General features: G+C 70.4%; 20 protein-coding genes, 2 pseudogenes and 1 riboswitch. Of the genes and pseudogenes, 21 read left to right on the plus strand and 1 reads right to left on the minus strand.

What is annotated here, in order from left to right; translation table 11 throughout:
• Window positions 1–44: 44 nt before the first annotated feature.
• From lepB (OGH68_RS26560) to OGH68_RS26610, 11 genes and pseudogenes are all read left to right on the plus strand, one after another.
• The gene (gene lepB, locus OGH68_RS26560) at window positions 45–842 is read left to right on the plus strand and encodes a signal peptidase I (RefSeq protein WP_264247504.1); all 798 of its coding nucleotides are present in this window, start codon (window positions 45–47) and stop codon (window positions 840–842) included.
• Window positions 835–1,924 (plus strand): annotated as a pseudogene (gene lepB, locus OGH68_RS26565) (signal peptidase I). Before lepB (OGH68_RS26560) ends, lepB (OGH68_RS26565) begins: the two are co-directional and overlap by 8 nt.
• The gene (lepB, locus tag OGH68_RS26570) at window positions 1,812–2,717 is read left to right on the plus strand and encodes a signal peptidase I (RefSeq protein ID WP_264250308.1); all 906 of its coding nucleotides are present in this window, start codon (window positions 1,812–1,814) and stop codon (window positions 2,715–2,717) included. Before lepB (OGH68_RS26565) ends, lepB (OGH68_RS26570) begins: the two are co-directional and overlap by 113 nt.
• Window positions 2,718–2,790: 73 nt before the next feature.
• Window positions 2,791–3,534 (plus strand): signal peptidase I, encoded by a 744-nt coding sequence (lepB, locus tag OGH68_RS26575; RefSeq protein ID WP_264247505.1) that lies wholly within the window; start codon window positions 2,791–2,793, stop codon window positions 3,532–3,534.
• Window positions 3,524–4,027, plus strand: coding sequence for an NUDIX hydrolase (locus OGH68_RS26580; RefSeq protein ID WP_264247506.1), 504 nt, complete (start codon window positions 3,524–3,526; stop codon window positions 4,025–4,027). Before lepB (OGH68_RS26575) ends, OGH68_RS26580 begins: the two co-directional genes overlap by 11 nt.
• A 56-nt stretch (window positions 4,028–4,083) precedes the next feature.
• Window positions 4,084–4,392 (plus strand): DUF2469 domain-containing protein, encoded by a 309-nt coding sequence (locus OGH68_RS26585; RefSeq protein ID WP_005311352.1) that lies wholly within the window; start codon window positions 4,084–4,086, stop codon window positions 4,390–4,392.
• Window positions 4,393–4,541: 149 nt separating this feature from the next.
• Window positions 4,542–4,904 carry a YraN family protein gene (locus tag OGH68_RS26590; protein WP_264247507.1) on the plus strand — a complete coding sequence of 121 codons (363 nt, stop codon included), beginning with the start codon at window positions 4,542–4,544 and terminating at the stop codon, window positions 4,902–4,904.
• Window positions 4,904–6,529, plus strand: a complete 1,626-nt coding sequence (locus OGH68_RS26595; protein WP_264247508.1) for a YifB family Mg chelatase-like AAA ATPase — start codon at window positions 4,904–4,906, stop codon at window positions 6,527–6,529. Before OGH68_RS26590 ends, OGH68_RS26595 begins: the two co-directional genes overlap by 1 nt.
• Entirely contained in the window at window positions 6,529–7,710 is a 1,182-nt protein-coding gene (gene dprA, locus OGH68_RS26600) for a DNA-processing protein DprA (RefSeq protein ID WP_264247509.1), read from the plus strand. The genes OGH68_RS26595 and dprA overlap by 1 nt, the downstream gene beginning before the upstream one ends.
• Window positions 7,711–7,961: 251 nt before the next feature.
• Window positions 7,962–8,798, plus strand: a complete 837-nt coding sequence (gene whiG, locus OGH68_RS26605) for an RNA polymerase sigma factor WhiG (RefSeq protein ID WP_264247510.1) — start codon at window positions 7,962–7,964, stop codon at window positions 8,796–8,798.
• Between the two features lie 62 nt (window positions 8,799–8,860).
• Window positions 8,861–9,427, plus strand: a complete 567-nt coding sequence (locus OGH68_RS26610) for a TetR/AcrR family transcriptional regulator (protein WP_264250309.1) — start codon at window positions 8,861–8,863, stop codon at window positions 9,425–9,427.
• A 505-nt stretch (window positions 9,428–9,932) separates the two neighbouring features.
• On the opposite strand, the pseudogene OGH68_RS26615 reads toward OGH68_RS26610, so the two are convergent.
• Window positions 9,933–10,541 (minus strand): annotated as a pseudogene (locus OGH68_RS26615) (M23 family metallopeptidase); the annotation flags it as partial.
• A gap of 258 nt (window positions 10,542–10,799) precedes the next feature.
• Between OGH68_RS26615 and rpsB the strand changes: the two are divergent.
• The 10 genes from rpsB to OGH68_RS26665 all read left to right on the plus strand — a co-directional run bounded on the left by rpsB (window position 10,800) and on the right by OGH68_RS26665 (window position 19,619).
• Window positions 10,800–11,702: a 30S ribosomal protein S2 gene (gene rpsB / locus OGH68_RS26620; RefSeq protein WP_264247512.1), complete on the plus strand. Its 903-nt coding sequence runs from the start codon at window positions 10,800–10,802 to the stop codon at window positions 11,700–11,702.
• Window positions 11,703–11,807: 105 nt separating this feature from the next.
• A complete protein-coding gene (gene tsf, locus OGH68_RS26625; protein ID WP_264247513.1) occupies window positions 11,808–12,644 on the plus strand; it encodes a translation elongation factor Ts in 837 nt (278 codons plus the stop codon).
• 159 nt (window positions 12,645–12,803) lie between these two features.
• Window positions 12,804–13,568, plus strand: a complete 765-nt coding sequence (pyrH, locus tag OGH68_RS26630; protein WP_264247514.1) for a UMP kinase — start codon at window positions 12,804–12,806, stop codon at window positions 13,566–13,568.
• 127 nt (window positions 13,569–13,695) lie between these two features.
• Window positions 13,696–14,253, plus strand: a complete 558-nt coding sequence (frr, locus tag OGH68_RS26635) for a ribosome recycling factor (protein WP_005311329.1) — start codon at window positions 13,696–13,698, stop codon at window positions 14,251–14,253.
• Window positions 14,253–15,407 (plus strand): phosphatidate cytidylyltransferase, encoded by a 1,155-nt coding sequence (locus OGH68_RS26640; RefSeq protein ID WP_264247515.1) that lies wholly within the window; start codon window positions 14,253–14,255, stop codon window positions 15,405–15,407. Before frr ends, OGH68_RS26640 begins: the two co-directional genes overlap by 1 nt.
• A 180-nt stretch (window positions 15,408–15,587) precedes the next feature.
• Window positions 15,588–16,142, plus strand: coding sequence for a hypothetical protein (locus OGH68_RS26645; RefSeq protein ID WP_264247516.1), 555 nt, complete (start codon window positions 15,588–15,590; stop codon window positions 16,140–16,142).
• A 45-nt stretch (window positions 16,143–16,187) separates the two neighbouring features.
• A complete protein-coding gene (locus OGH68_RS26650) occupies window positions 16,188–16,688 on the plus strand; it encodes a hypothetical protein (protein ID WP_264247517.1) in 501 nt (166 codons plus the stop codon).
• A 236-nt stretch (window positions 16,689–16,924) separates the two neighbouring features.
• On the plus strand, window positions 16,925–17,143 hold the full coding sequence (locus tag OGH68_RS26655) for a hypothetical protein (RefSeq protein ID WP_264247518.1): 219 nt from the start codon (window positions 16,925–16,927) through the stop codon (window positions 17,141–17,143).
• Window positions 17,144–17,235: 92 nt separating this feature from the next.
• The gene (rlmN, locus tag OGH68_RS26660) at window positions 17,236–18,342 is read left to right on the plus strand and encodes a 23S rRNA (adenine(2503)-C(2))-methyltransferase RlmN (RefSeq protein WP_264247519.1); all 1,107 of its coding nucleotides are present in this window, start codon (window positions 17,236–17,238) and stop codon (window positions 18,340–18,342) included.
• A 62-nt stretch (window positions 18,343–18,404) separates the two neighbouring features.
• A riboswitch (TPP riboswitch) is annotated at window positions 18,405–18,526 on the plus strand.
• The gene (locus OGH68_RS26665) at window positions 18,522–19,619 is read left to right on the plus strand and encodes a thiamine ABC transporter substrate binding subunit (protein WP_264247520.1); all 1,098 of its coding nucleotides are present in this window, start codon (window positions 18,522–18,524) and stop codon (window positions 19,617–19,619) included. (Overlaps the previous riboswitch by 5 nt.)
• Window positions 19,620–19,649 lie beyond the last annotated feature (30 nt).

Genomic DNA, 19,649 nt, shown 5'->3' on the forward strand with positions numbered 1-19,649 from the left:
TCGGTTCCACCGGTCACAGGGCGGCCGGATAGGCTCTGCCCCCGATGGACACCCAAGCACAGCACACGGAGCGCGACCGCTCTTCCACCCCCGCGCACGGGGCCGGGGAAGAGGGGTCGCGCTCCGTGCGTCGTTCCCGCCTTTCCCGGCGGGGCGGCCCGCGACGCTCGCCGATGTCCCTGCGTGCGGCCGGCCTGACCGGCGCCGCCTGCGCGGTCTTCCTGCTCCTGCTGAGTCACTTCGTGCTCCAGCCCTTCCAGATCCCCAGCGGCTCCATGGAACCCACGCTCCAGGTCGGGGACCGGGTGCTGGTGAACAAGCTGGCGTACGGTTCCGGTGCAGGGCCCCGACGCGGTGACGTGATCGTCTTCGACGGAACGGGCTCCTTCGTGCAGGAGGAAGTGACGGAAAATCCCGTCAGTTCCGTAGTACGAGAGGGGCTCGCCGTGTTCGGACTCGCCGAGCCGGCCGAGACCGACTTCGTCAAGCGGGTGGTGGGCGTGGGCGGTGACCGGGTTGTCTGCTGCGACAAGGGGGGCAGGGTCGAGGTGAACGGTGTTCCGGTCGACGAGACGTACCTGCACCCCGACGGCGTGCCGTCGGAGGTGGCCTTCGACATCGTGGTCCCCGAGGGAACGCTCTGGGTCATGGGAGACCACCGCAGCAACTCGCGCGACTCCAGGGACCACCTCGGCAGTCCGGGCGGCGGCATGGTGCCCGTCGACATGGTGATCGGCCGGGTGGACTGGATCGGCTGGCCCGTCGGCCGCGCGTCGGGCATCGACACGACGGAAGCCTTCTCCGGCGTACCCGACGCGCCCCCGGGCGGCGCCCATGGGTAACCGCGGGCGCAGTCCGAGCCACCGGGCGGACACCCGACTGCCGACCGGCACACGCCCCACCGACGGGGCGCGGCCGCTGCCCGGCCGGGCCGAACGGCGCCGGCTGGCGAAGAAGGTCAGGAGAAAGCGCCGCCGCTCCGCCGTCAAGGAGATACCGCTCCTGATCACGGTCGCGCTGCTCATAGCCCTGGTGCTGAAGACGTTCCTGGTGCAGGCCTTCGTGATCCCGTCGGGCTCGATGGAGCAGACGATCAGGATCCAGGACCGGGTGCTGGTGGACAAGCTCACCCCGTGGTTCGGCTCGAAGCCCGAGCGGGGCGACGTCGTCGTCTTCAAGGACCCCGGCGGCTGGCTGCCGCCGGAGGAGAAGGCGAAGAAGGACGACCCGATCGTCGTCAAACAGGTCAAGCAGGCCCTGACCTTCATCGGGCTGCTGCCGTCGGACGACGAACGCGACCTGATCAAGAGGGTCGTGGCAGTCGGCGGCGACCGGGTGGTGTGCTGCGACAAGGAGCGCCGGGTCACCGTCAACGGCGTCCCGCTGAACGAACCGTATCTCCATCCGGACGGCGTTCCCTCCACGATGCAGTTCGACGTGCAGGTGCCAGAGGGGCGGCTCTTCGTGATGGGGGACCACCGGTCGAATTCCGCTGATTCCCGTTTCCACCTCGACGAGGAGGGCAATGGCACGGTGGCGGAGGAGCAGGTCGTCGGCAGGGCGGTCGTGATCGCCTGGCCGCTGGACCACTGGCGGAGGCTGGAGGAGCCCGAGACGTACGCATCGGTACCCAACGCGCGCGCCGGGTCGACGGCGGCACAGCCCCCGTCGAATAGTCTGTCCTCCCAGGACCACAACGGAATGGTCCTGCTCCCGACCCCTGCGGAACTCCCGCTCGTTATGGGAGTGGTGGGCCTGTACCTGATATGGCACAGGCGGTTCGCACGGAGTGAGGAGTGGATGTGGGGGACGTGGCGGTCGGCGCACGGTCCGGGCACGACGATCCCGAGGAGAGGCGCGGGCTCCCCGAGACGCCCCCGGACATGACGGACGACGCGCCGCCGGCGGGCGGCGGCGACGGTGACTCCCCGGAGGGCAGCGGTACGGACCGGAAGAAGCAGAAGTCCTTCTGGAAGGAACTGCCGCTCCTCGTCGGTATCGCACTGCTTCTGGCGCTGCTGATCAAGACGTTCCTGGTGCAGGCGTTCTCGATCCCGTCGGAATCGATGATGAACACCCTGCAGCGGGGCGACCGGGTGCTGGTGGACAAGCTCACTCCGTGGTTCGGGTCGGAGCCCGAGCGCGGCGAGGTGGTCGTCTTCCACGACCCCGGCGGCTGGCTGGAGGGTGAGCCGACCCCGGAGCCGAACGTCGTGCAGAAGTTCCTGAGCTTCATCGGCCTGATGCCGTCCGCAGAGGACAAGGACCTCATCAAGCGGACGATCGCCATCGGCGGCGACACGGTGGAGTGCAAGAAGGGCGGCCCGGTCAAGGTCAACGGCAAGGCCCTCGACGAGCCGTACGTCTTCCCCGGCAGCTCGGCCTGCGACGACATGCCGTTCGGGCCCTTCAAGGTGCCGGACGACAAGATCTGGGTGATGGGCGACAACCGCCAGAACTCGCAGGACTCCCGCTACCACATGGAGGACGTGAACCGGGGCTTCGTCCCGGTCGACAAGGTCGTGGGGCGTGCCGTGGTGGTCGCCTGGCCGCTGGACCGCTGGTCCACGCTGCCGGTGCCGGACACCTTCGACCAGCCCGGGATCGGTTCCGTGGCCGCGGCGCTGCCCGCCGCGCCCGCCGCGCTCGGTCTGGCCGGCGCGGTGCCGGTGGTCCTGTGGCGCAGGAGGCTGACCGCCGGGCGTACCGCCGGGTAGGGTGCCGCCCAGATCGCCGATCCCCGAGTGCCGGATTCTCAGGGATCGAATCTCCGAGGTGGGGAGCGCCGGGATGGGCGGAACGGGACGTGACGACGACGGCCGCGGACGGCTCGGCAGTGCGCTGTCGGGACTGGCCGTGGCCGTCGGCTGTGTGCTCTTCCTCGGGGGCTTCGTCTGGGGAGCCCTCGTCTACCAGCCGTACGCCGTGCCGACGGAATCGATGGCGCCGACCGTGAACTCGGGCGACCGGGTGCTGGCCGAGCGCATCGACGGCGACGAGGTGCGCCGCGGGGACGTCGTCGTCTTCCGCGACAAGCAGTGGGGCGACATGCCCATGGTCAAGCGAGTCGTGGGCGTGGGTGGTGACGAGATCGCCTGCTGCGCCGCGAACGGCCGGCTGACCGTCAACGGCGAGGCCATCGAAGAACCGTATCTGCTGCAGGACGACCAGCCCGCGTCACAGGAATTCACGGCGACCGTGCCCGAGGGGCAGCTCTTCCTGCTCGGTGACGAGCGCCTGGGCTCGCTCGACTCGCGGTCGCACCTGCAGGACCCCGGTCACGGCTCCGTACCCCGCTCCGCGGTGTCCGCCCGGGTCGACGCCGTGGCGTGGCCCCTCGACGGCGGCATCGTCGAGCGCCCCGAGGGCTTCGCCGGCCTGCCGGGAGGGGTGTCGCAGCCCGGGCCGGTCAAGCTCATGGCCGGGGCGGTGGTCGCCGGTGCCCTGCTGATCTTCGGCGGGGCGGCGTACGGGCCGGTGGCGGGCCGCCTCGGGCGCAGCCGGCGCGGCAAGGCGGTCTCCCGTGGCGTCTGACGCCCCATTGACCCGGCTGCGCAAGGTCTCCAGGGTCGTGCTCCTCGACCCGCAGGACCGCATCCTGCTCCTGCACGGGTACGAGCCGGCTGATCCGGCCGACGACTGGTGGTTCACCCCCGGCGGCGGTCTGGAGGGCGACGAGACGCGGGAGGAAGCGGCGCTGCGGGAGCTCGCGGAGGAGACCGGGATCACCGACGTGGAACTGGGGCCGGTGCTGTGGCGGCGGCACTGCTCGTTCCCGTTCGACGGCCGCCGCTGGGACCAGGACGAGTGGTACTTCCTGGGGCGTACGGCTCAGACCGTGACCGCGCCCGGCGGGCTGACGGAGCTCGAGCGGCGGAGCGTCTCGGGCCTGAGGTGGTGGACCTCCGCGGAACTGTCGGCGGCGCGTGAGACGGTGTACCCGACCAGGCTCGCCGAGCTGCTGCGCACGCTGCTCGACGAGGGACCTCCGAGTGCCCCGGTGGTCCTGGACCCGGAAATCGTCTGAGGACCCAGGGTGACTGGCGCACAATGGGGGGACGCAAGGCTGAAGGGGAACATGCCATGAGCGCCGAGGACCTCGAGAAGTACGAGACCGAGATGGAGCTGAAGCTCTACCGGGAGTACCGAGATGTCGTCGGGCTGTTCAAATACGTGATCGAGACCGAGCGGCGGTTCTACCTCACCAACGATTACGAGATGCAGGTGCACTCGGTTCAGGGCGAGGTCTTCTTCGAGGTGTCGATGGCCGACGCCTGGGTCTGGGACATGTACCGGCCGGCCAGGTTCGTCAAGCAGGTCCGGGTGCTCACCTTCAAGGACGTGAACATCGAGGAGCTGAACAAGAGCGACCTCGAGCTTCCGGGGAGCTGAATCCCCTCCCGGTCCGCTCCCGGACGACTCCCGGTCCACTCCCGCGGGTGACGCCGTTGTCCACAGTCCAAGGGTTGTCCACAGTTCTCGACCAAGATCCACATTGAGGGGTCCCAAGCGTCAGAGTCGGTGCCGGAGGTGGTGCCGAAATGAACGCGACGGGGGCACTGGGACGGTACGGAGAGGACCTGGCGGCACGGCTGCTGACCAGGTCCGGCATGCGCCTGCTGGCGCGGAACTGGCGCTGCGGGCGGACCGGGGAGATCGACATCGTCGCGCGGGACGGTGACACGGTCGTCGTCTGCGAGGTCAAGACCCGCAGAGCGGGTGCCTACGAGCATCCGATGGCCGCGGTCACGCCGGTGAAGGCGCGTCGTCTGAGACGACTCGCCGAGTGCTGGGTCGAGCGGCACGGCGGCGCCCCGCCAGGGGGCGTGCGCATCGACCTCGTCGGCGTGATGCTGCCCAGGCGCGGCGCGGCAGTCGTCGAACATGCCCGCGGGGTGGCCTGATGGGGTTCGCGCGAGCGTGTTCCGTGGCCCTGGTGGGCGTCGAGGGCGTGGTGGTCGAGGTGCAGGCCGACCTGGAGCCGGGGGTGGCCGCCTTCACGCTGGTGGGCCTGCCCGACAAGAGCCTGGTCGAGAGCCGCGACCGGGTCAGGGCGGCGGTGGTCAACTCGGGTTCCGAGTGGCCGCAGAAGAAGCTCACCGTGGGGCTCAGTCCGGCGTCCGTGCCGAAGGGGGGCAGCGGTTTCGATCTCGCTGTGGCATGTGCCGTCCTCGGGGCGGCCGAGCGGATCGACCCGCGGCAGATCGCCGACCTCGTGATGATCGGGGAGCTCGGGCTCGACGGCCGGGTCAGACCGGTGCGCGGGGTGCTCCCTGCGGTGCTCGCGGCGGCGGAAGCGGGGTACGAACACGTCGTCGTGCCCGAACGGACCGCGGGAGAGGCATCACTCGTACCGGGGATCTCCGTCCTCGGCGTGCGCAGCCTGCGCCAGCTGATCGCCGTGCTCGCGGACGAGCCGGTGCCCGACGAGGAAGCCGTCGAGGAAGGCAGACCCGACGCCATGCTGGCGGGCCTGCTGGTGCCGGGCGCCGGTGTCGGGACGGGACTGTCGGCAGCCCCGGGCGAAGGGCCGGACCTGGCCGATGTCGCGGGCCAGCACCGGGCGCGCACCGGACTGGAGGTCGCGGCGGCCGGCGGCCACCATCTGATGCTCTCCGGCCCGCCCGGCGCCGGGAAGACCATGCTGGCCGAGCGGCTGCCCGGTGTGCTGCCGCCGCTGAGCCGCCGGGAATCACTCGAAGTGACGGCGGTGCACTCGGTGGCGGGCATCCTCCCGCCGGGAGAACCGCTGGTGCGGACCGCTCCGTACTGCGCCCCGCACCACTCGGCGACGATGCAGTCGCTGGTGGGCGGGGGCAACGGCCTGCCGAAACCGGGTGCCGTCTCGCTCTCCCATCGGGGCGTGCTCTTCCTGGACGAGGCCCCCGAATTCTCCGGCAAGGCGCTGGACGCGCTGCGGCAGCCACTGGAGTCCGGCCATGTCGTCGTGGCGAGGAGCGGGGGAGTGGTGTGCCTGCCCGCGAAGTTCCTGATGATGCTGGCCGCCAACCCCTGCCCGTGCGGCCGGCACACCCTGCACGGCGCCGGCTGCGAATGCCCCGCCTCGGTCATCCGGCGGTACCAGGCCAGACTGTCGGGCCCGCTGCTGGACCGCGTCGACCTGCGGATCGAGGTCGAGCCGGTGAGCCGGTCCGACCTCCTCGGCCAGGGCGGCCGCGGCGAGTCCACGGCAGTGGTCGGCGACCGGGTCCGGGAGGCCAGGGCACGCGCCGCCGCCCGGCTGGACGGCACACCCTGGAGCGTCAACAGCGAGGTCCCCGGCCATGAACTGCGGACCCGCTGGACGGTCGCCGCCGGTGCCCTGGCGGCTGCCGAGCGGGACGTGGAGCGCGGTCTGCTCACGGCCCGCGGCCTCGACCGGGTGCTGAGAGTCGCCTGGACCGTCGCCGACCTCGCCGGCCGGGACCGGCCCGAGCCGTCCGACGTGGCCCTGGCGCTGGAGCTGCGGACCGGCATCGCCAGAGGCGTACCGGCGGTCGCGGGTACGGGAGCGGGAGGCGGGTCGTGATGCCGCCGGCGGCACCGAACGGACCACCGGACGCACGGGAGCGGACGGCGCGCGCCGCCCTGACGCGCATCCTCGAGCCGGGTGACGAGCACGGCGGACGATGGCTGCGGGAGTTCGGGGCGGAGGACCTGCTGTGTCGGCTGACGTCGGAGGACTGCGCGGCCGGGGCACTGCCCGGCGTCACCGGGCGACGGGTCCGAGGACTGCGGGCGCGTGCCGTCGGGGTGGAACCGGAGCGGGATCTGGACGCGGTCCGCGCGGCCGGCGGCCGGTTCGTCGTCCCGGGCGACGCGGAGTGGCCGAGCCAGCTCGACGATCTCCACGACGCCAGACCCGTCGGCCTGTGGGTGCGGGGCCGGCCCGACCTGAGGATGTGGGCGCTGCGCTCGGTCGCGGTGGTCGGGTCACGGGCGTGCACACCGTACGGGGCGCACATGGCGGCCTGTCTCGGCTCCGGCCTCGCGGAGCGCGGCTGGGTCGTGGTGTCGGGGGCGGCGTTCGGTGTGGACGGCTCCGCACACCGCGGCGCGCTGGCGGCGGGCGGAGCCACGGTCGCGGTCCTCGCCTGCGGTGTCGACGTCGTCTACCCCCGCGGACACGGCCAATTGATCGGACGCATCGTCGAACAAGGGCTCGTCATCGGCGAGTTGCCGCCGGGCGACCACCCGACGCCCAGCAGGTTCGTCATGCGCAACCGCGTCATCGCCGCGTTGACCAGGGGCACCGTCGTCGTCGAGGCCGAGTACCGCAGCGGCTCCCTGGTCACCGCGCGCAGCGCCCAGCGGCTGGGCCGCTGCACGATGGGAGTGCCGGGCCCCGCGACCAGCGGTCTGTCGGCAGGCGTCCACGAACTGCTGCGCGGCGAGAGCATGCTGGTCACCGACGCGGCGGAAGTGATCGAACTCGTCGGCGACATGGGCGAGCTGGCCCCGCGGCGCACCGGCCCGGTGGTGCCCAGGGACCTGCTGGACCCGGCCGGCAGACGGGTGCTCGAAGCCCTGCCGGCCGGCGGCGCACTCGCCGTCCGGGACGCCGCCCGCGGCGCGGGAACGACGGTGGACGAGGCCCTCGGCAAGCTGTACGAACTGCATTCACTCGGATTCGTGGAACGCGACGGTGAGGGATGGAGGTTGACGCGGCGACCCCGCATTGGTTCGAACGCACGGCGAGGCGGTGCTTGACCTGGAGCATTCGGGTGAAAAGGTGAAGCCGATGACCTCTGCAGGCCGGTCGGCGGGACCTGAGGGGCCGGTGCGCTGGGCATCGGCCCCGGTTCGAAGGTGTGGACGAGAACGAATACCCGAGCAGGGTTCCAGTCGCCCCGCTTCACGCTCCTTGCCCACCGCGACCGTGTAGTCACGCTACGCTCACCGGGTTCCGGGCCCAGACGGCCCCTCCGCTCCCTTCACAGCAGAACGGCTCAAGGCAACGCATGCCCCAGCACACCTCCGGGTCTGACCGCGCGGCAGCGCCACCCGCTGCCCGTGGCGCCGTACGGCCCGCCGCACCCTCGTCGCTCGAGGAGCTGTGGCGGTCGTACAAGGCCACGGGTGACGACCGGCTGCGGGAACAGCTGATCCTGCACTACTCGCCGCTGGTCAAATACGTGGCAGGCCGGGTCAGTGTGGGCCTGCCGTCCAACGTCGAGCAGGCGGACTTCGTCTCCTCCGGGGTCTTCGGGCTCATCGACGCGATCGAGAAGTTCGACATCGACCGGTCCATCAAGTTCGAGACGTACGCCATCACCCGCATCCGCGGTGCGATGATCGACGAACTGCGGGCCCTGGACTGGATCCCCCGGTCGGTGCGGCAGAAGGCGCGGGCCGTCGAGCGGGCGTACGCGACGCTCGAGGCGCAGTTGCGGCGTACTCCTTCCGAGTGTGAGGTCGCGGCCGAGATGGGTGTCGCGGTCGAGGAACTGCACGCCGTTTTCAGTCAGTTGTCGCTGGCGAACGTCGTGGCCCTCGAGGAGCTGCTGCACGGCGGCGGTGAGGGCGGTGAACGCCTCAGCCTCATGGACACCCTCGAGGACACCGCCGCCGACAACCCGGTGGAGGTGGCCGAGGACCGCGAACTGCGCAGGCTCCTCGCCCGTGCCATCAACACCCTGCCCGACCGTGAGAAGACCGTCGTCACGCTCTACTACTACGAGGGCCTCACACTGGCCGAGATCGGGCATGTCCTCGGCGTCACGGAGAGCAGGGTCAGCCAGATCCACACCAAGTCGGTGCTGCAGTTGCGGGCGAAGCTGGCCGACGTGGGACGGTGACTCTGGGATCGCCGGGGCGGCATCCGTAGAGTGGGGGCGTGCCAAGGATTCGAGCGGCCTCCGTGGCCGAGCACCGGACGATGCAGCGAAGCGCCTTGCTGGACGCCGCGCGCTCCCTCCTGTCCGAAGGCGGTACGGAGGCGCTGACCTTCCCCGCCCTCGCGGAGCGCACCGGCCTGGCGAGGTCCTCCGTCTACGAGTACTTCCGCTCGCGCGCCGCGGTCGTGGAGGAGCTCTGCGCGGTGGACTTTCCTGTCTGGGCGGCCGAGGTCGAGGCCGCCATGGGGCGGGCCGGGACGCCGGAGGGCAAGGTCGAGGCGTTTGTGCGCAGCCAGCTCGAGCTGGTCGGGGACCGGCGGCACCGGGCCGTCGTCGCGATCTCGGCGAGCGAACTGGACGCGGGGGCCCGCGAGAAGATCCGGGCCGCGCACGGTGGGCTGATCGCGATGATCGTCGAGGCGCTCGGCGACCTCGGCCAGGACCGGCCACGGCTGACCGCGATGCTGCTGCAGGGTGTCGTGGACGCCGCGGTACGCCGCATCGAGCTCGGCGCGGCCGAGGAGCCCGACGCCATCGCGGAAGCGGCCGTCGCCATGGTGCTGGGGGGCGTGCGGGGCGTACGCGACTGACCGGGCGGGGCCGGACGCCGACGCCGGCCAGGCCCGATCGCCGCAGGGCGCGATGTGCCGCCAGGCAGGCGAGCAGCAGCAGTCCGGCGTGCAGGGTCCGTGCGGTCCCTGCGACCCCCGCGGCTCCTGCGACCCCCGCGGCTCCTGCGACCCCCGCGGCTCCTGCGGTACCCGCCGTCCCTCCGATGCCCGCGGTTCCTGCCGTGCCCGCCGTCCCTCTGGTACCCGCCGTCCCTCCGGTGCCTGCCGTTCCCGCGGTTCCCGCGGTTCCCGCGGTTCCCGCGGTTCCCGCGGTTCCCGCGGTTCCCGCGGTTCCCGCGGTTCCCGCGGTTCCCGCGGTTCCCGCGGTTCCCGCGGCAGCCGCCGGGCCGGTGCCCGGCCCTGGCTCTCCCCCCGGCTCCATACCCGACCCCGACCCAAGCCTCGGCTCCGTGGCGGCAGCCGGCATCGGCGCCGGCCCGGTGGCGGCAGCCGTCGGGCGGGCGTGGGCAGTGGGACGCGTCGACGGGGCCGGTACGCCGAAGACCGGCAGTAGCCGGGAGGGCGGGCGGCGCAGCATCCACGGTGGCAGCAGCGACAGCGGGTCCAGGTACACGGTGCCGCGCCGCAGCCCCCAGTGCAGACAGGCCCCGCAGTGCGAGGCCCCCGGCTCGACAACGCCGACCGTCTCGCCGGCGCGCACCTCGGCGCCCTCCTCGACGAGGGCGCGGACGGGTTCGTAGGTCGTGCGCATCGGCGGGTCACCCGTACCGGTGAGGCTGATCGACACCACACCCCGGCCCGCGACGGACCCGGCGAAGGACACGGTGCCCGGCGCCGCCGCGCGCACGGGTGTGCCGGCCACCGCGGCCAGGTCCACGCCCCGGTGCCCCGGTCCGTACGGAGAGCTGGGCGGCTCCCACCCGCGTACCACCACGGGCCGCGGCGGTCCGACGGGCCAGCTCCGGGCCCCACCGTCGTCGGGCGGCGGGCCGGCCGCGGCCGCCCCCACGGGCAGCGCGGGCAGCGCGGGCAGCGCGGGCGGTGAGGGCGGTGCGGACAGAAGCAGCACCCCGAGCACCGTCCAGCAGGCCGTGGCAACGGCTGCCGCAGCCGTGAAAAACGTACGGTTCATGGACGCAACCGTCCCGCGGACGACGCTCCGCCCGCTGATCATGGTCCGGTTCTGTGGACAACGCCCCCGTTGTGGACAGCGCCGTCACCCGGTGCGTCAGCGGTCCCGTACACTTCTTCTGGCGATCCGGGTCACCGGGTCGACTTCGCACGCCCCGCCACCACACCCTCAACGGTCGGTGGCCGCGCCCCTCGGTCCCTTGCGGCACGGCGCGTCGGGGCGTCAGGACACAACCGAGAAAAACAAGGAGATACGGCCATGGCCGTCGTCACGATGCGGGAGCTGCTGGAGAGCGGCGTCCACTTCGGTCACCAGACCCGTCGTTGGAACCCGAAGATGAAGCGCTTCATCTTCACGGAGCGCAACGGCATCTACATCATCGACCTGCTCCAGTCGCTGTCGTACATCGACCGCGCCTACGAGTTCGTCAAGGAGACCGTCGCGCACGGCGGCTCCATCATGTTCGTCGGCACCAAGAAGCAGGCCCAGGAGGCCATCGCCGAGCAGGCGACGCGCGTCGGGATGCCGTACGTCAACCAGCGTTGGCTGGGCGGCATGCTCACCAACTTCTCCACCGTCTACAAGCGTCTGCAGCGCCTCAAGGAGCTCGAGCAGATCGACTTCGAGGACGTGGCCGCCTCTGGCCTCACCAAGAAGGAGCTCCTGGTCCTCTCGCGTGAGAAGGCCAAGCTGGAGAAGACCCTCGGTGGTATCCGCGAGATGCAGAAGGTGCCGAGCGCCGTCTGGATCGTCGACACCAAGAAGGAGCACATCGCCGTCGGTGAGGCGCGCAAGCTCCACATCCCGGTCGTCGCGATCCTCGACACCAACTGCGACCCGGACGAGGTCGACTACAAGATCCCGGGCAACGACGACGCGATCCGCTCCGTAACCCTGCTCACCCGCGTGATCGCCGACGCCGTCGCCGAGGGCCTCATCGCCCGCTCCGGCGTCGCCACCGGTGACTCCAAGCCGGGCGAGAAGGCCGCCGGTGAGCCGCTCGCCGAGTGGGAGCGTGACCTCCTCGAGGGCGAGAAGAAGGCGGACGGCGACGAGGCCGCCAAGCCCGCCGAGGCTCCCGCCGCCGAGGCCGCTGAGGCACCGGCCGCCGAGGCGCCCGCCGCCGAGGCCGAGAAGCCGGCGGACGCCGAGCAGGCCTGACCCTCACGGTTCGGTTGCTGACGGCGGGGGCGGTGCCACCAGGCACCGGCCCCGCCGCTCACCCGTAGATCTTCGACTTTCGACTTCTCAGAGAGATTCAAGGACATGGCGAACTACACCGCCGCTGACGTGAAGAAGCTCCGCGAGCTGACCGGCGCCGGCATGATGGACTGCAAGAAGGCGCTCGACGAGGCCGACGGCAACGTCGACAAGGCCGTCGAGGCCCTGCGCATCAAGGGCCAGAAGGGCGTCGCCAAACGCGAGGGCCGCTCCGCCGAGAACGGCGCCGTCGTCTCCCTGATCGCCGACGACAACACCTCCGGTGTGCTCGTCGAGCTGAAGTGCGAGACGGACTTCGTCGCCAAGGGCGACAAGTTCCAGGCCGTCGCCGGTGCGCTCGCCGAGCACGTCGCCAAGACCTCCCCGGCCGACCTCGAGGCGCTGCTCGCCTCCGAGATCGAGGCCGGCAAGACCGTCCAGGCGTACGTCGACGAGGCCAACGCCAACCTCGGCGAGAAGATCGTCCTGGACCGCTTCGCGCAGTTCTCCGGCGCCTACGTCGCCGCCTACATGCACCGCACCATGCCCGACCTGCCCCCGCAGATCGGTGTCCTGGTCGAGCTGGACAAGGCCGACGCGGACCTCGCCAAGGGCATCGCGCAGCACATCGCCGCCTTCGCGCCGAAGTACCTCTCCCGTGAGGACGTTCCGGCCGAGGTCGTCGAGTCCGAGCGCCGCGTCGCCGAGGAGACCACGCGCGCCGAGGGCAAGCCCGAGGCCGCGCTCCCGAAGATCGTAGAGGGTCGCGTCAACGGCTTCTTCAAGGAGGCCACCCTCCTCGGCCAGCCGTACGCTCTGGACAACAAGAAGACCGTTCAGCAGATCCTGGACGAGGCCGGCGTCACCCTGAAGCGCTTCAGCCGCATCAAGGTCGGCATCTGAGTCCGTACACGACGGACCACCGGACCCCGGTAGGGTCTGAAGCAGTCGTCGGCGTACGCGCCCGACGATCGCAGATCTGACGAGGAGGCCATTGCCGTACGGGAAACCGCAAGGACCCACTGGCAATGGCCTTCTTCGTATGTGCACGAGGAGATCTCCATGAATCAGGGCGCCGCACAGAGCGACGACAACCACGGCAAAAAGTACGGACGCTTCATGCTGAAGCTGTCCGGCGAGGCGTTCGCCGGTGGCGGAGGCCTGGGCGTCGACCCCGACGTCGTACACGCCATCGCCCGCGAGATCGCCGCGGTCGTACGCGACGGGGCGGAGATCGCGGTCGTCATCGGCGGAGGCAACTTCTTCCGCGGGGCCGAGCTGCAGCAGCGTGGCATGGACCGGGCCCGCTCCGACTACATGGGCATGCTCGGCACGGTCATGAACTGCCTCGCCCTCCAGGACTTCCTGGAGAAGGAAGGCATCGACTCCCGCGTCCAGACCGCCATCACCATGGGCCAGGTCGCGGAGCCGTACATCCCGCTCCGTGCCGTGCGCCACCTGGAGAAGGGCCGTGTGGTCATCTTCGGCGCCGGTATGGGCATGCCGTACTTCTCCACCGACACCACCGCCGCGCAGCGGGCCCTGGAGATCGACGCAGAGGCCCTGCTCATGGGCAAGAACGGTGTGGACGGGGTCTACGACTCCGACCCCAAGACCAACGCGGACGCGGTGAAGTTCGACGCGCTGGAGTACGGCGAGGTGCTGTCGCGCAACCTCAAGGTCGCCGACGCCACCGCGATCACCCTCTGCCGTGACAACGCCCTGCCGATCCTCGTCTTCGAACTCCTCACCGAAGGCAATATCGCTCGGGCCGTCAAGGGTGAGAAGATCGGCACGCTCGTGAGCGACCGGGACACCCGAGCCTGATCCGGGGCGTCCCAAGAGGGATGGACAAAGTCCTGCCGGTCGGACACCGTGCAGGCAACACGCGACGCAGGTTCCGCCGGCCCAGTGGTACGAGCCGGGCCAACCTCAAGACACGCAGGAGCAAGTGGTGATCGAAGAGACCCTCCTCGAGGCCGAGGAGAAGATGGAGAAGGCCGTCCTGGTCGCCAAGGATGACTTCGCCGCGATCCGCACCGGACGTGCGCACCCGGCGATGTTCAACAAGATCGTGGCGGACTACTACGGTGCCCTGACCCCGATCAACCAGCTGGCCTCGTTCTCCGTTCCCGAGCCGCGGATGGCCGTCGTCACGCCGTTCGACAAGACCGCGCTGCGCAACATCGAGCAGGCGATCCGCGACTCCGACCTCGGCGTCAACCCGAGCAACGACGGCAACATCATCCGCGTGGTGTTCCCGGAGCTGACCCAGGACCGCCGCAAGGAGTACATCAAGGTCGCGAAGACCAAGGCCGAGGACGCCAAGATCTCGATCCGCTCCGTGCGCCGCAAGGCCAAGGAGACCATCGACAAGCTGATCAAGGACGGCGAGGTCGGCGAGGACGAGGGCCGCCGCGCGGAGAAGGAGCTCGACGACACCACCGCGAAGTACGTGGCGCAGGTGGACGAGCTGCTCAAGCACAAGGAAGCCGAGCTGCTCGAGGTCTGATGAACGACTCTTCCTGGGGGGCCTCGCACGGCGCCGGATACGCCGGAGCGTGGCCGCCGCCCGACCAGGGGCCCCTCCCGGCGGGTCCCGCCCACGATGGGCATGACGCACGGTATACATCAGAGACGCAGCCCATGCCCATCGTGCCGGACTTCCCCGACGCAGGCAGAGACGCCGCGGGCCGCCGCGGTGAAGACCGCGAGGACCGTGACCGGGGGGCCGCTCGGCTGGGCGGCCCCCTGTTCCGTGACGAAACGCCGCAGGAGCCCATGCCCACCCCGCCGCCACCGGGCGAGCCCACCCCGCAGCCGCCTCCGCGGCGCGAGCCTTCGCAGAAGAAGCGAGCCGGACGGGACCTGCGTGCGGCGATAGGGGTCGGCGTCGGGCTCGGCGCGGTGATCGTCGCCTCGCTCTTCTTCGTGAAGGCCGTTTTCGTCGGTGTGATCGCGGTCGCCGTCGTCGTCGGTCTGTGGGAGCTGACCTCCCGGCTCGAGGAGCGCAAGCAGATCAAGGCGCCCCTGGTGCCGCTCGCGGTCGGCGGCGCGGCGATGGTCGTCGCCGGTTACGTCCGCGGCGCGGAGGGCGCCTGGGTCGCGATGGCACTCACCGCCCTCGCGGTTCTGGTCTGGCGGATGACCGAACCGCCCGAGGGCTATCTGAAGGACGTCACGGCCGGCATCTTCGCGGCGTTCTACGTCCCCTTCCTGGCCACCTTCGTCGCCCTGATGCTGACGGCGGACGACGGCCCGGAGCGAGTGATCACCTTCCTGCTGCTGACGGTGGTCAGCGACACCGGGGCCTACGCGGTGGGCTGGCGCTTCGGCAGGACCAAGCTCGCGCCGCGCATCAGCCCCGGCAAGACCCGCGAAGGGCTGCTCGGCGCGGTGTCGTTCGCGATGGCCGCGGGCGCGCTGTGCATGCAGTTCCTGGTCGACGGCGGCACGTGGTGGCAGGGCCTGCTGCTCGGCCTCGCCGTCGCGGTCAGTGCGACGCTCGGAGACCTGGGCGAGTCGATGATCAAGCGGGACCTCGGCATCAAGGACATGGGCACCCTGCTCCCCGGGCACGGCGGCATCATGGACCGGCTGGACTCGCTGCTCCCGACGGCTCCCGTGGTGTGGCTGCTGCTGGTGCTCTTCGTCGGGTCGGGCTGAGCGGCGGATTCGTCCGCGAGGGCTCGTCGTCCACAGGACGGCGGGCCCTTTCTTCTTTCTCTGCTCAGTCTCGCAGCCCCGAAATCGGCCCCGCCGCAAGGGGAATTGCCTGCTTACACCTCTTTTCTGAGGGAATTTTCTCTTTAGGATGGTAATGGCGTATTTCCAGGAGGTGAGCGGATGTCTACAGGAACCCTTCTCGCGATCATCATCCCGGTTGTCGCAGTGGTGGCCGCGTTGGCGGCGTTCGGCTTGTACACCATGCGCCGGCGCCGTCTGCAGCAGCGCTTCGGCCCCGAGTACGAGCGGACCGTCGAGGACGCGGGCGGCCGGGGCGCTGCCGACCGCGAACTGAGCGCCCGGGAGAAGCGGCACGACGCCCTGGACATCAGGCCGCTGGCTCCTGCCGTCCATGACCGCTACGCCCAGGACTGGCAGAAGGTCCAGGGCGAATTCGTGGATCATCCCGAGCAGGCGGTGCAGGAGGCGGACCTCCTGGTGACCTCGCTCATGCGGGAACGCGGCTATCCCACCGACAACCTCGAGCAGAAGGTGCAGGACCTGTCCGTCGAGCACGGCAGGACCGTGGAGCACTACCGCGCTGCCCACGACGTCAATGAACGCAGCCGGCAGCACAGGGCGAACACCGAACAACTGCGTGCCGCGATGGTGCACTATCGCGCGCTGTTCGACGAACTGCTCTCCGACGGCGGGCCCAGCCAGGCCCGCGCATGAGCGCCTCGGACATCGGAACTCTTCGACCATCAGGACGGAGGAGAGATGGAACGCGAACACACCCCGGGGCCGGCCGAGAGCGGCCTGTCCACGGACGACCTCGCCGCACCCCAGGAAAGGGACCTGGGCGACCGGCCCGAGGCACAGTCCCAGGGCTATCCCGGTGAGGCCGCCGGCGCGACGTCAGAGGCCGAGGCGGTGCCGCCGGCCGCTTCGACCGTCCCACGGGAGCCGGAACCCGCGGCGGACACCCAGGGCACGTCCGCACAGGAGGACATGCCGCAGCTGTTGACCGCGGAGGACGAGACAGGATTCCGCACCCGCTGGCAGGAAATCCAGAACCGGTTCGTCGACGACCCGCGTGAGGCCGTCCATGAGGCCGACGGCCTGGTGGCCGATGTCATGCAGGCCTTGGCCTCCACCTTCTCCCAGCACAAGAAGGACCTGGAGGGGCAGTGGAGCCAGGGCGAGGAGGCCGACACGGAGGACCTGCGCCGGGCCCTGCGGAAGTACCGCTCGTTCTTCAACCGTCTGCTGTCGAGCTGAGGAGCCGCAGCTTCGGCCTGCACCAGTGACCTCCGGGGCGAGCCGGGCTCCCGGCCGCCCCGGCCGCCCCGGCCGCCCCGGCCGCGTCGGCGTGGCCGGGGCCGGTGCGTGCCGCTGCGGCGGGCGCACTCGTTCGCCGCGTCCGACGACACCGACGCACCCGTGACCTTCAGCTCCTGAAGTGACCGAGGATCCACACGGCTGCGCGTGCGGTGCCGGTGTCGCAGGCTGGTGTCATGAGCGACTTCACAGGCCCTGCCATCGTCGTCTTGCCCGTGAGCCCCGGCGATCCGCCGTTCCGCCTCGTCCAGATCCGAGGCGAGACCGCAGGCGTGGCCCACGACATGCTGGACGTGATCCGGCTGGCGCACCACGCGGGACTGGAACATGTGGACGTCGACGACCCGGCGGTCGTGAGATGGGTCGGCGGCGGCAAGTACAAGTGGGCACCGTGATCGTCACGACCGTCGACGACCACCCTCCGGGCCGACGGTCGCAGGTCGCAGGTCGCAGGTCGCACGAATCGATCTGCGACACTGGAGAAACCATGCCCAAGCCCGGAGAACTCACTTTCGTCGCGCCCCGCGGAGCCAAGAAGCCCCCGCGGCACCTCGCCGACCTCACACCCACCGAGCGCAAGGAAGCCGTCGCCGCGATCGGCGAGAAGCCGTTCCGTGCCAAGCAGCTGTCCCAGCACTACTTCGCGCGGTACGCGCACGACCCCGCGCAGTGGACCGACATCCCCGCCGCGGCCCGCGAGAAGCTCGCCGGTGAGCTGCTGCCCGATCTGATGTCCGTCGTACGGCACATCTCCTGCGACAACGACACCACCCGCAAGACGCTCTGGCGCCTGCACGACGGCACGCTCGTCGAGTCCGTGCTCATGCGCTACCCGGACCGGGTCACCATGTGTATCTCCTCGCAGGCCGGCTGCGGGATGAACTGCCCCTTCTGCGCCACCGGCCAGGCCGGTCTCGACCGGAACCTGTCGACCGCCGAGATCGTGCACCAGATCGTCGACGGCATGCGGGCCCTGCGGGACGGTGAGGTCCCCGGAGGGCCGGCCCGGCTGTCCAACATCGTCTTCATGGGCATGGGCGAACCGCTCGCCAACTACAAGCGGGTCGTCGGAGCCGTCCGCCGCCTCACCGACCCCGAGCCGGACGGCCTCGGCCTCTCGCAGCGCGGCATCACGGTCTCGACCGTCGGCCTGGTGCCGGCGATGCTGCGGTTCGCCGACGAGGGCTTCAAATGCCGCCTCGCGGTGTCGCTGCACGCCCCGGACGACGAGCTGCGCGACACCCTGGTCCCGGTCAACACGCGCTGGAAGGTCCGTGAGGTCCTCGACGCCGCCTGGGAGTACGCGGAGAAGTCCGGCCGCCGGATCTCCATCGAGTACGCGCTGATCCGCGACATCAACGACCAGGCGTGGCGCGGCGATCTCCTCGGCCGCCTCCTCAAGGGCAAGCGGGTCCATGTGAACCTGATCCCGCTGAACCCGACGCCCGGCTCCAAGTGGACGGCCTCCCGTCCCGAGGACGAGAAGGCGTTCGTGGAGGCCATCGCCGCGCACGGCGTGCCGGTCACCGTCCGGGACACCCGCGGTCAGGAGATCGACGGGGCCTGCGGGCAGCTGGCGGCGCAGGAGCGGTGACCGTAGGGCCGTCGGCCATGGCTGATACTGTGCCCTGTGCATTCGCACAAACGAACAACAAAACATTCCGACAGGGGAGCGCACCACAGCGCTGAGAGTGCGGCAAGGCCTTCACGGTCACGGGCCGCAGACCCTCGGACCTGATCCGGGTCATACCGGCGTAGGGAGTCAGCATCATCATGAACAGCCAGCTTCGGCGTGCCGTCGGTACGGCACTGGTCGGCGCCGTCGGCATATCGACGCTCGCCGCGTGCGGCGGGGAGTCCACCGAGTCCGGGTCCGGCGACGGGAGCAAGCCGAAGACCGTCACGCTCGTCAGCCACGAGTCCTTCGCGGCGTCGGAGGCGGTGCTGAAGGAGTTCACCCGGCAGACCGGCTACACGGTCAAGGTGCTCAAGAGCGGCGACGCGGGCACCGCGCTCAACAAGGAGATCCTCACCAAGGGCTCCCCGCAGGGCGACGTCTTCTTCGGTGTCGACAACACCCTGCTCTCCCGCGCTCTCGACAACGACCTCTTCACGCCCTACGAGGCCAAGGGCCTCGACCGGGTCGCGGAAGAGGTGCAGCTCGACGCGGACAAGCACCGTGTGACGCCCGTCGACACCGGCGACATCTGCGTCAACTACGACAAGAAGTTCTTCGCCGACAAGAAGCTCGCGCCGCCGCAGACCTTCGCCGACCTGGCGAAGCCCGAGTACAAGAACATGCTCGTCGTCGAGAACGCCGCCACCTCCTCACCCGGCCTCGGCTTCCTTCTCGGCAGCGTCGGCGAGTACGGCGAGTCGGGCTGGCAGGGCTACTGGAAGAAGCTCAAGGACAACGGCGTCAAGGTCGTCGACGGCTGGGAGCAGGCGTACAACGAGGAGTTCTCCGGGTCCGCCGGTGGCAAGAAGGCGGGCGCCGACCGTCCGCTCGTCGTCTCGTACGCCTCCAGCCCGCCCGTCGAGGTCCTCTACTCGGACCCGCAGCCGGCCGAGGCGCCGACCGGTGTGGCCACCGGCACCTGCTTCCGCCAGATCGAGTTCGCGGGCCTGCTGACGGGAGCGAAGAACGAGGAGGGCGGCAAGGCGCTGCTGGACTTCCTGATCAGCAGGAAGTTCCAGGAGGACATGCCGCTGAACATGTTCGTCAACCCGGTCGTCAAGGACGCGGAGCTGCCGGAGCTGTTCACCGAGCACGGCGCGGTGATCGAGAAGCCCGAGACCGTCGACGCGGCCACCATCGCGAAGAACCGTGAGCAGTGGGTCCGGTCGTGGTCCTCGCTCGTCGTGAAGTAGCCGGCTCCCTGCGCGGGAACGCGGCACGGC

The sequence above is a fragment of the Streptomyces peucetius genome (genome assembly GCF_025854275.1).
Classification (GTDB): Bacteria; Actinomycetota; Actinomycetes; order Streptomycetales; family Streptomycetaceae; genus Streptomyces; species Streptomyces peucetius_A.

Excerpts from the sequence above, each read along its gene's own strand:
- OGH68_RS26650 (WP_264247517.1), top strand. The coding sequence starts at position 16,188 with ATGGAACGCGAACACACCCCGGGGCCGGCCGAGAGCGGCCTGTCCACG.
- dprA (WP_264247509.1), top strand. The coding sequence starts at position 6,529 with ATGCCGCCGGCGGCACCGAACGGACCACCGGACGCACGGGAGCGGACG.
- OGH68_RS26655 (WP_264247518.1), top strand. The coding sequence starts at position 16,925 with ATGAGCGACTTCACAGGCCCTGCCATCGTCGTCTTGCCCGTGAGCCCC.
- rlmN (WP_264247519.1), top strand. The coding sequence starts at position 17,236 with ATGCCCAAGCCCGGAGAACTCACTTTCGTCGCGCCCCGCGGAGCCAAG.
- OGH68_RS26590 (WP_264247507.1), top strand. The coding sequence starts at position 4,542 with ATGAACGCGACGGGGGCACTGGGACGGTACGGAGAGGACCTGGCGGCA.
- OGH68_RS26640 (WP_264247515.1), top strand. The coding sequence starts at position 14,253 with ATGAACGACTCTTCCTGGGGGGCCTCGCACGGCGCCGGATACGCCGGA.
- OGH68_RS26645 (WP_264247516.1), top strand. The coding sequence starts at position 15,588 with ATGTCTACAGGAACCCTTCTCGCGATCATCATCCCGGTTGTCGCAGTG.
- tsf (WP_264247513.1), top strand. The coding sequence starts at position 11,808 with ATGGCGAACTACACCGCCGCTGACGTGAAGAAGCTCCGCGAGCTGACC.
- pyrH (WP_264247514.1), top strand. The coding sequence starts at position 12,804 with ATGAATCAGGGCGCCGCACAGAGCGACGACAACCACGGCAAAAAGTAC.
- whiG (WP_264247510.1), top strand. The coding sequence starts at position 7,962 with ATGCCCCAGCACACCTCCGGGTCTGACCGCGCGGCAGCGCCACCCGCT.
- OGH68_RS26665 (WP_264247520.1), top strand. The coding sequence starts at position 18,522 with ATGAACAGCCAGCTTCGGCGTGCCGTCGGTACGGCACTGGTCGGCGCC.
- OGH68_RS26585 (WP_005311352.1), top strand. The coding sequence starts at position 4,084 with ATGAGCGCCGAGGACCTCGAGAAGTACGAGACCGAGATGGAGCTGAAG.
- rpsB (WP_264247512.1), top strand. The coding sequence starts at position 10,800 with ATGGCCGTCGTCACGATGCGGGAGCTGCTGGAGAGCGGCGTCCACTTC.
- lepB (WP_264247504.1), top strand. The coding sequence starts at position 45 with ATGGACACCCAAGCACAGCACACGGAGCGCGACCGCTCTTCCACCCCC.
- lepB (WP_264247505.1), top strand. The coding sequence starts at position 2,791 with ATGGGCGGAACGGGACGTGACGACGACGGCCGCGGACGGCTCGGCAGT.
- OGH68_RS26595 (WP_264247508.1), top strand. The coding sequence starts at position 4,904 with ATGGGGTTCGCGCGAGCGTGTTCCGTGGCCCTGGTGGGCGTCGAGGGC.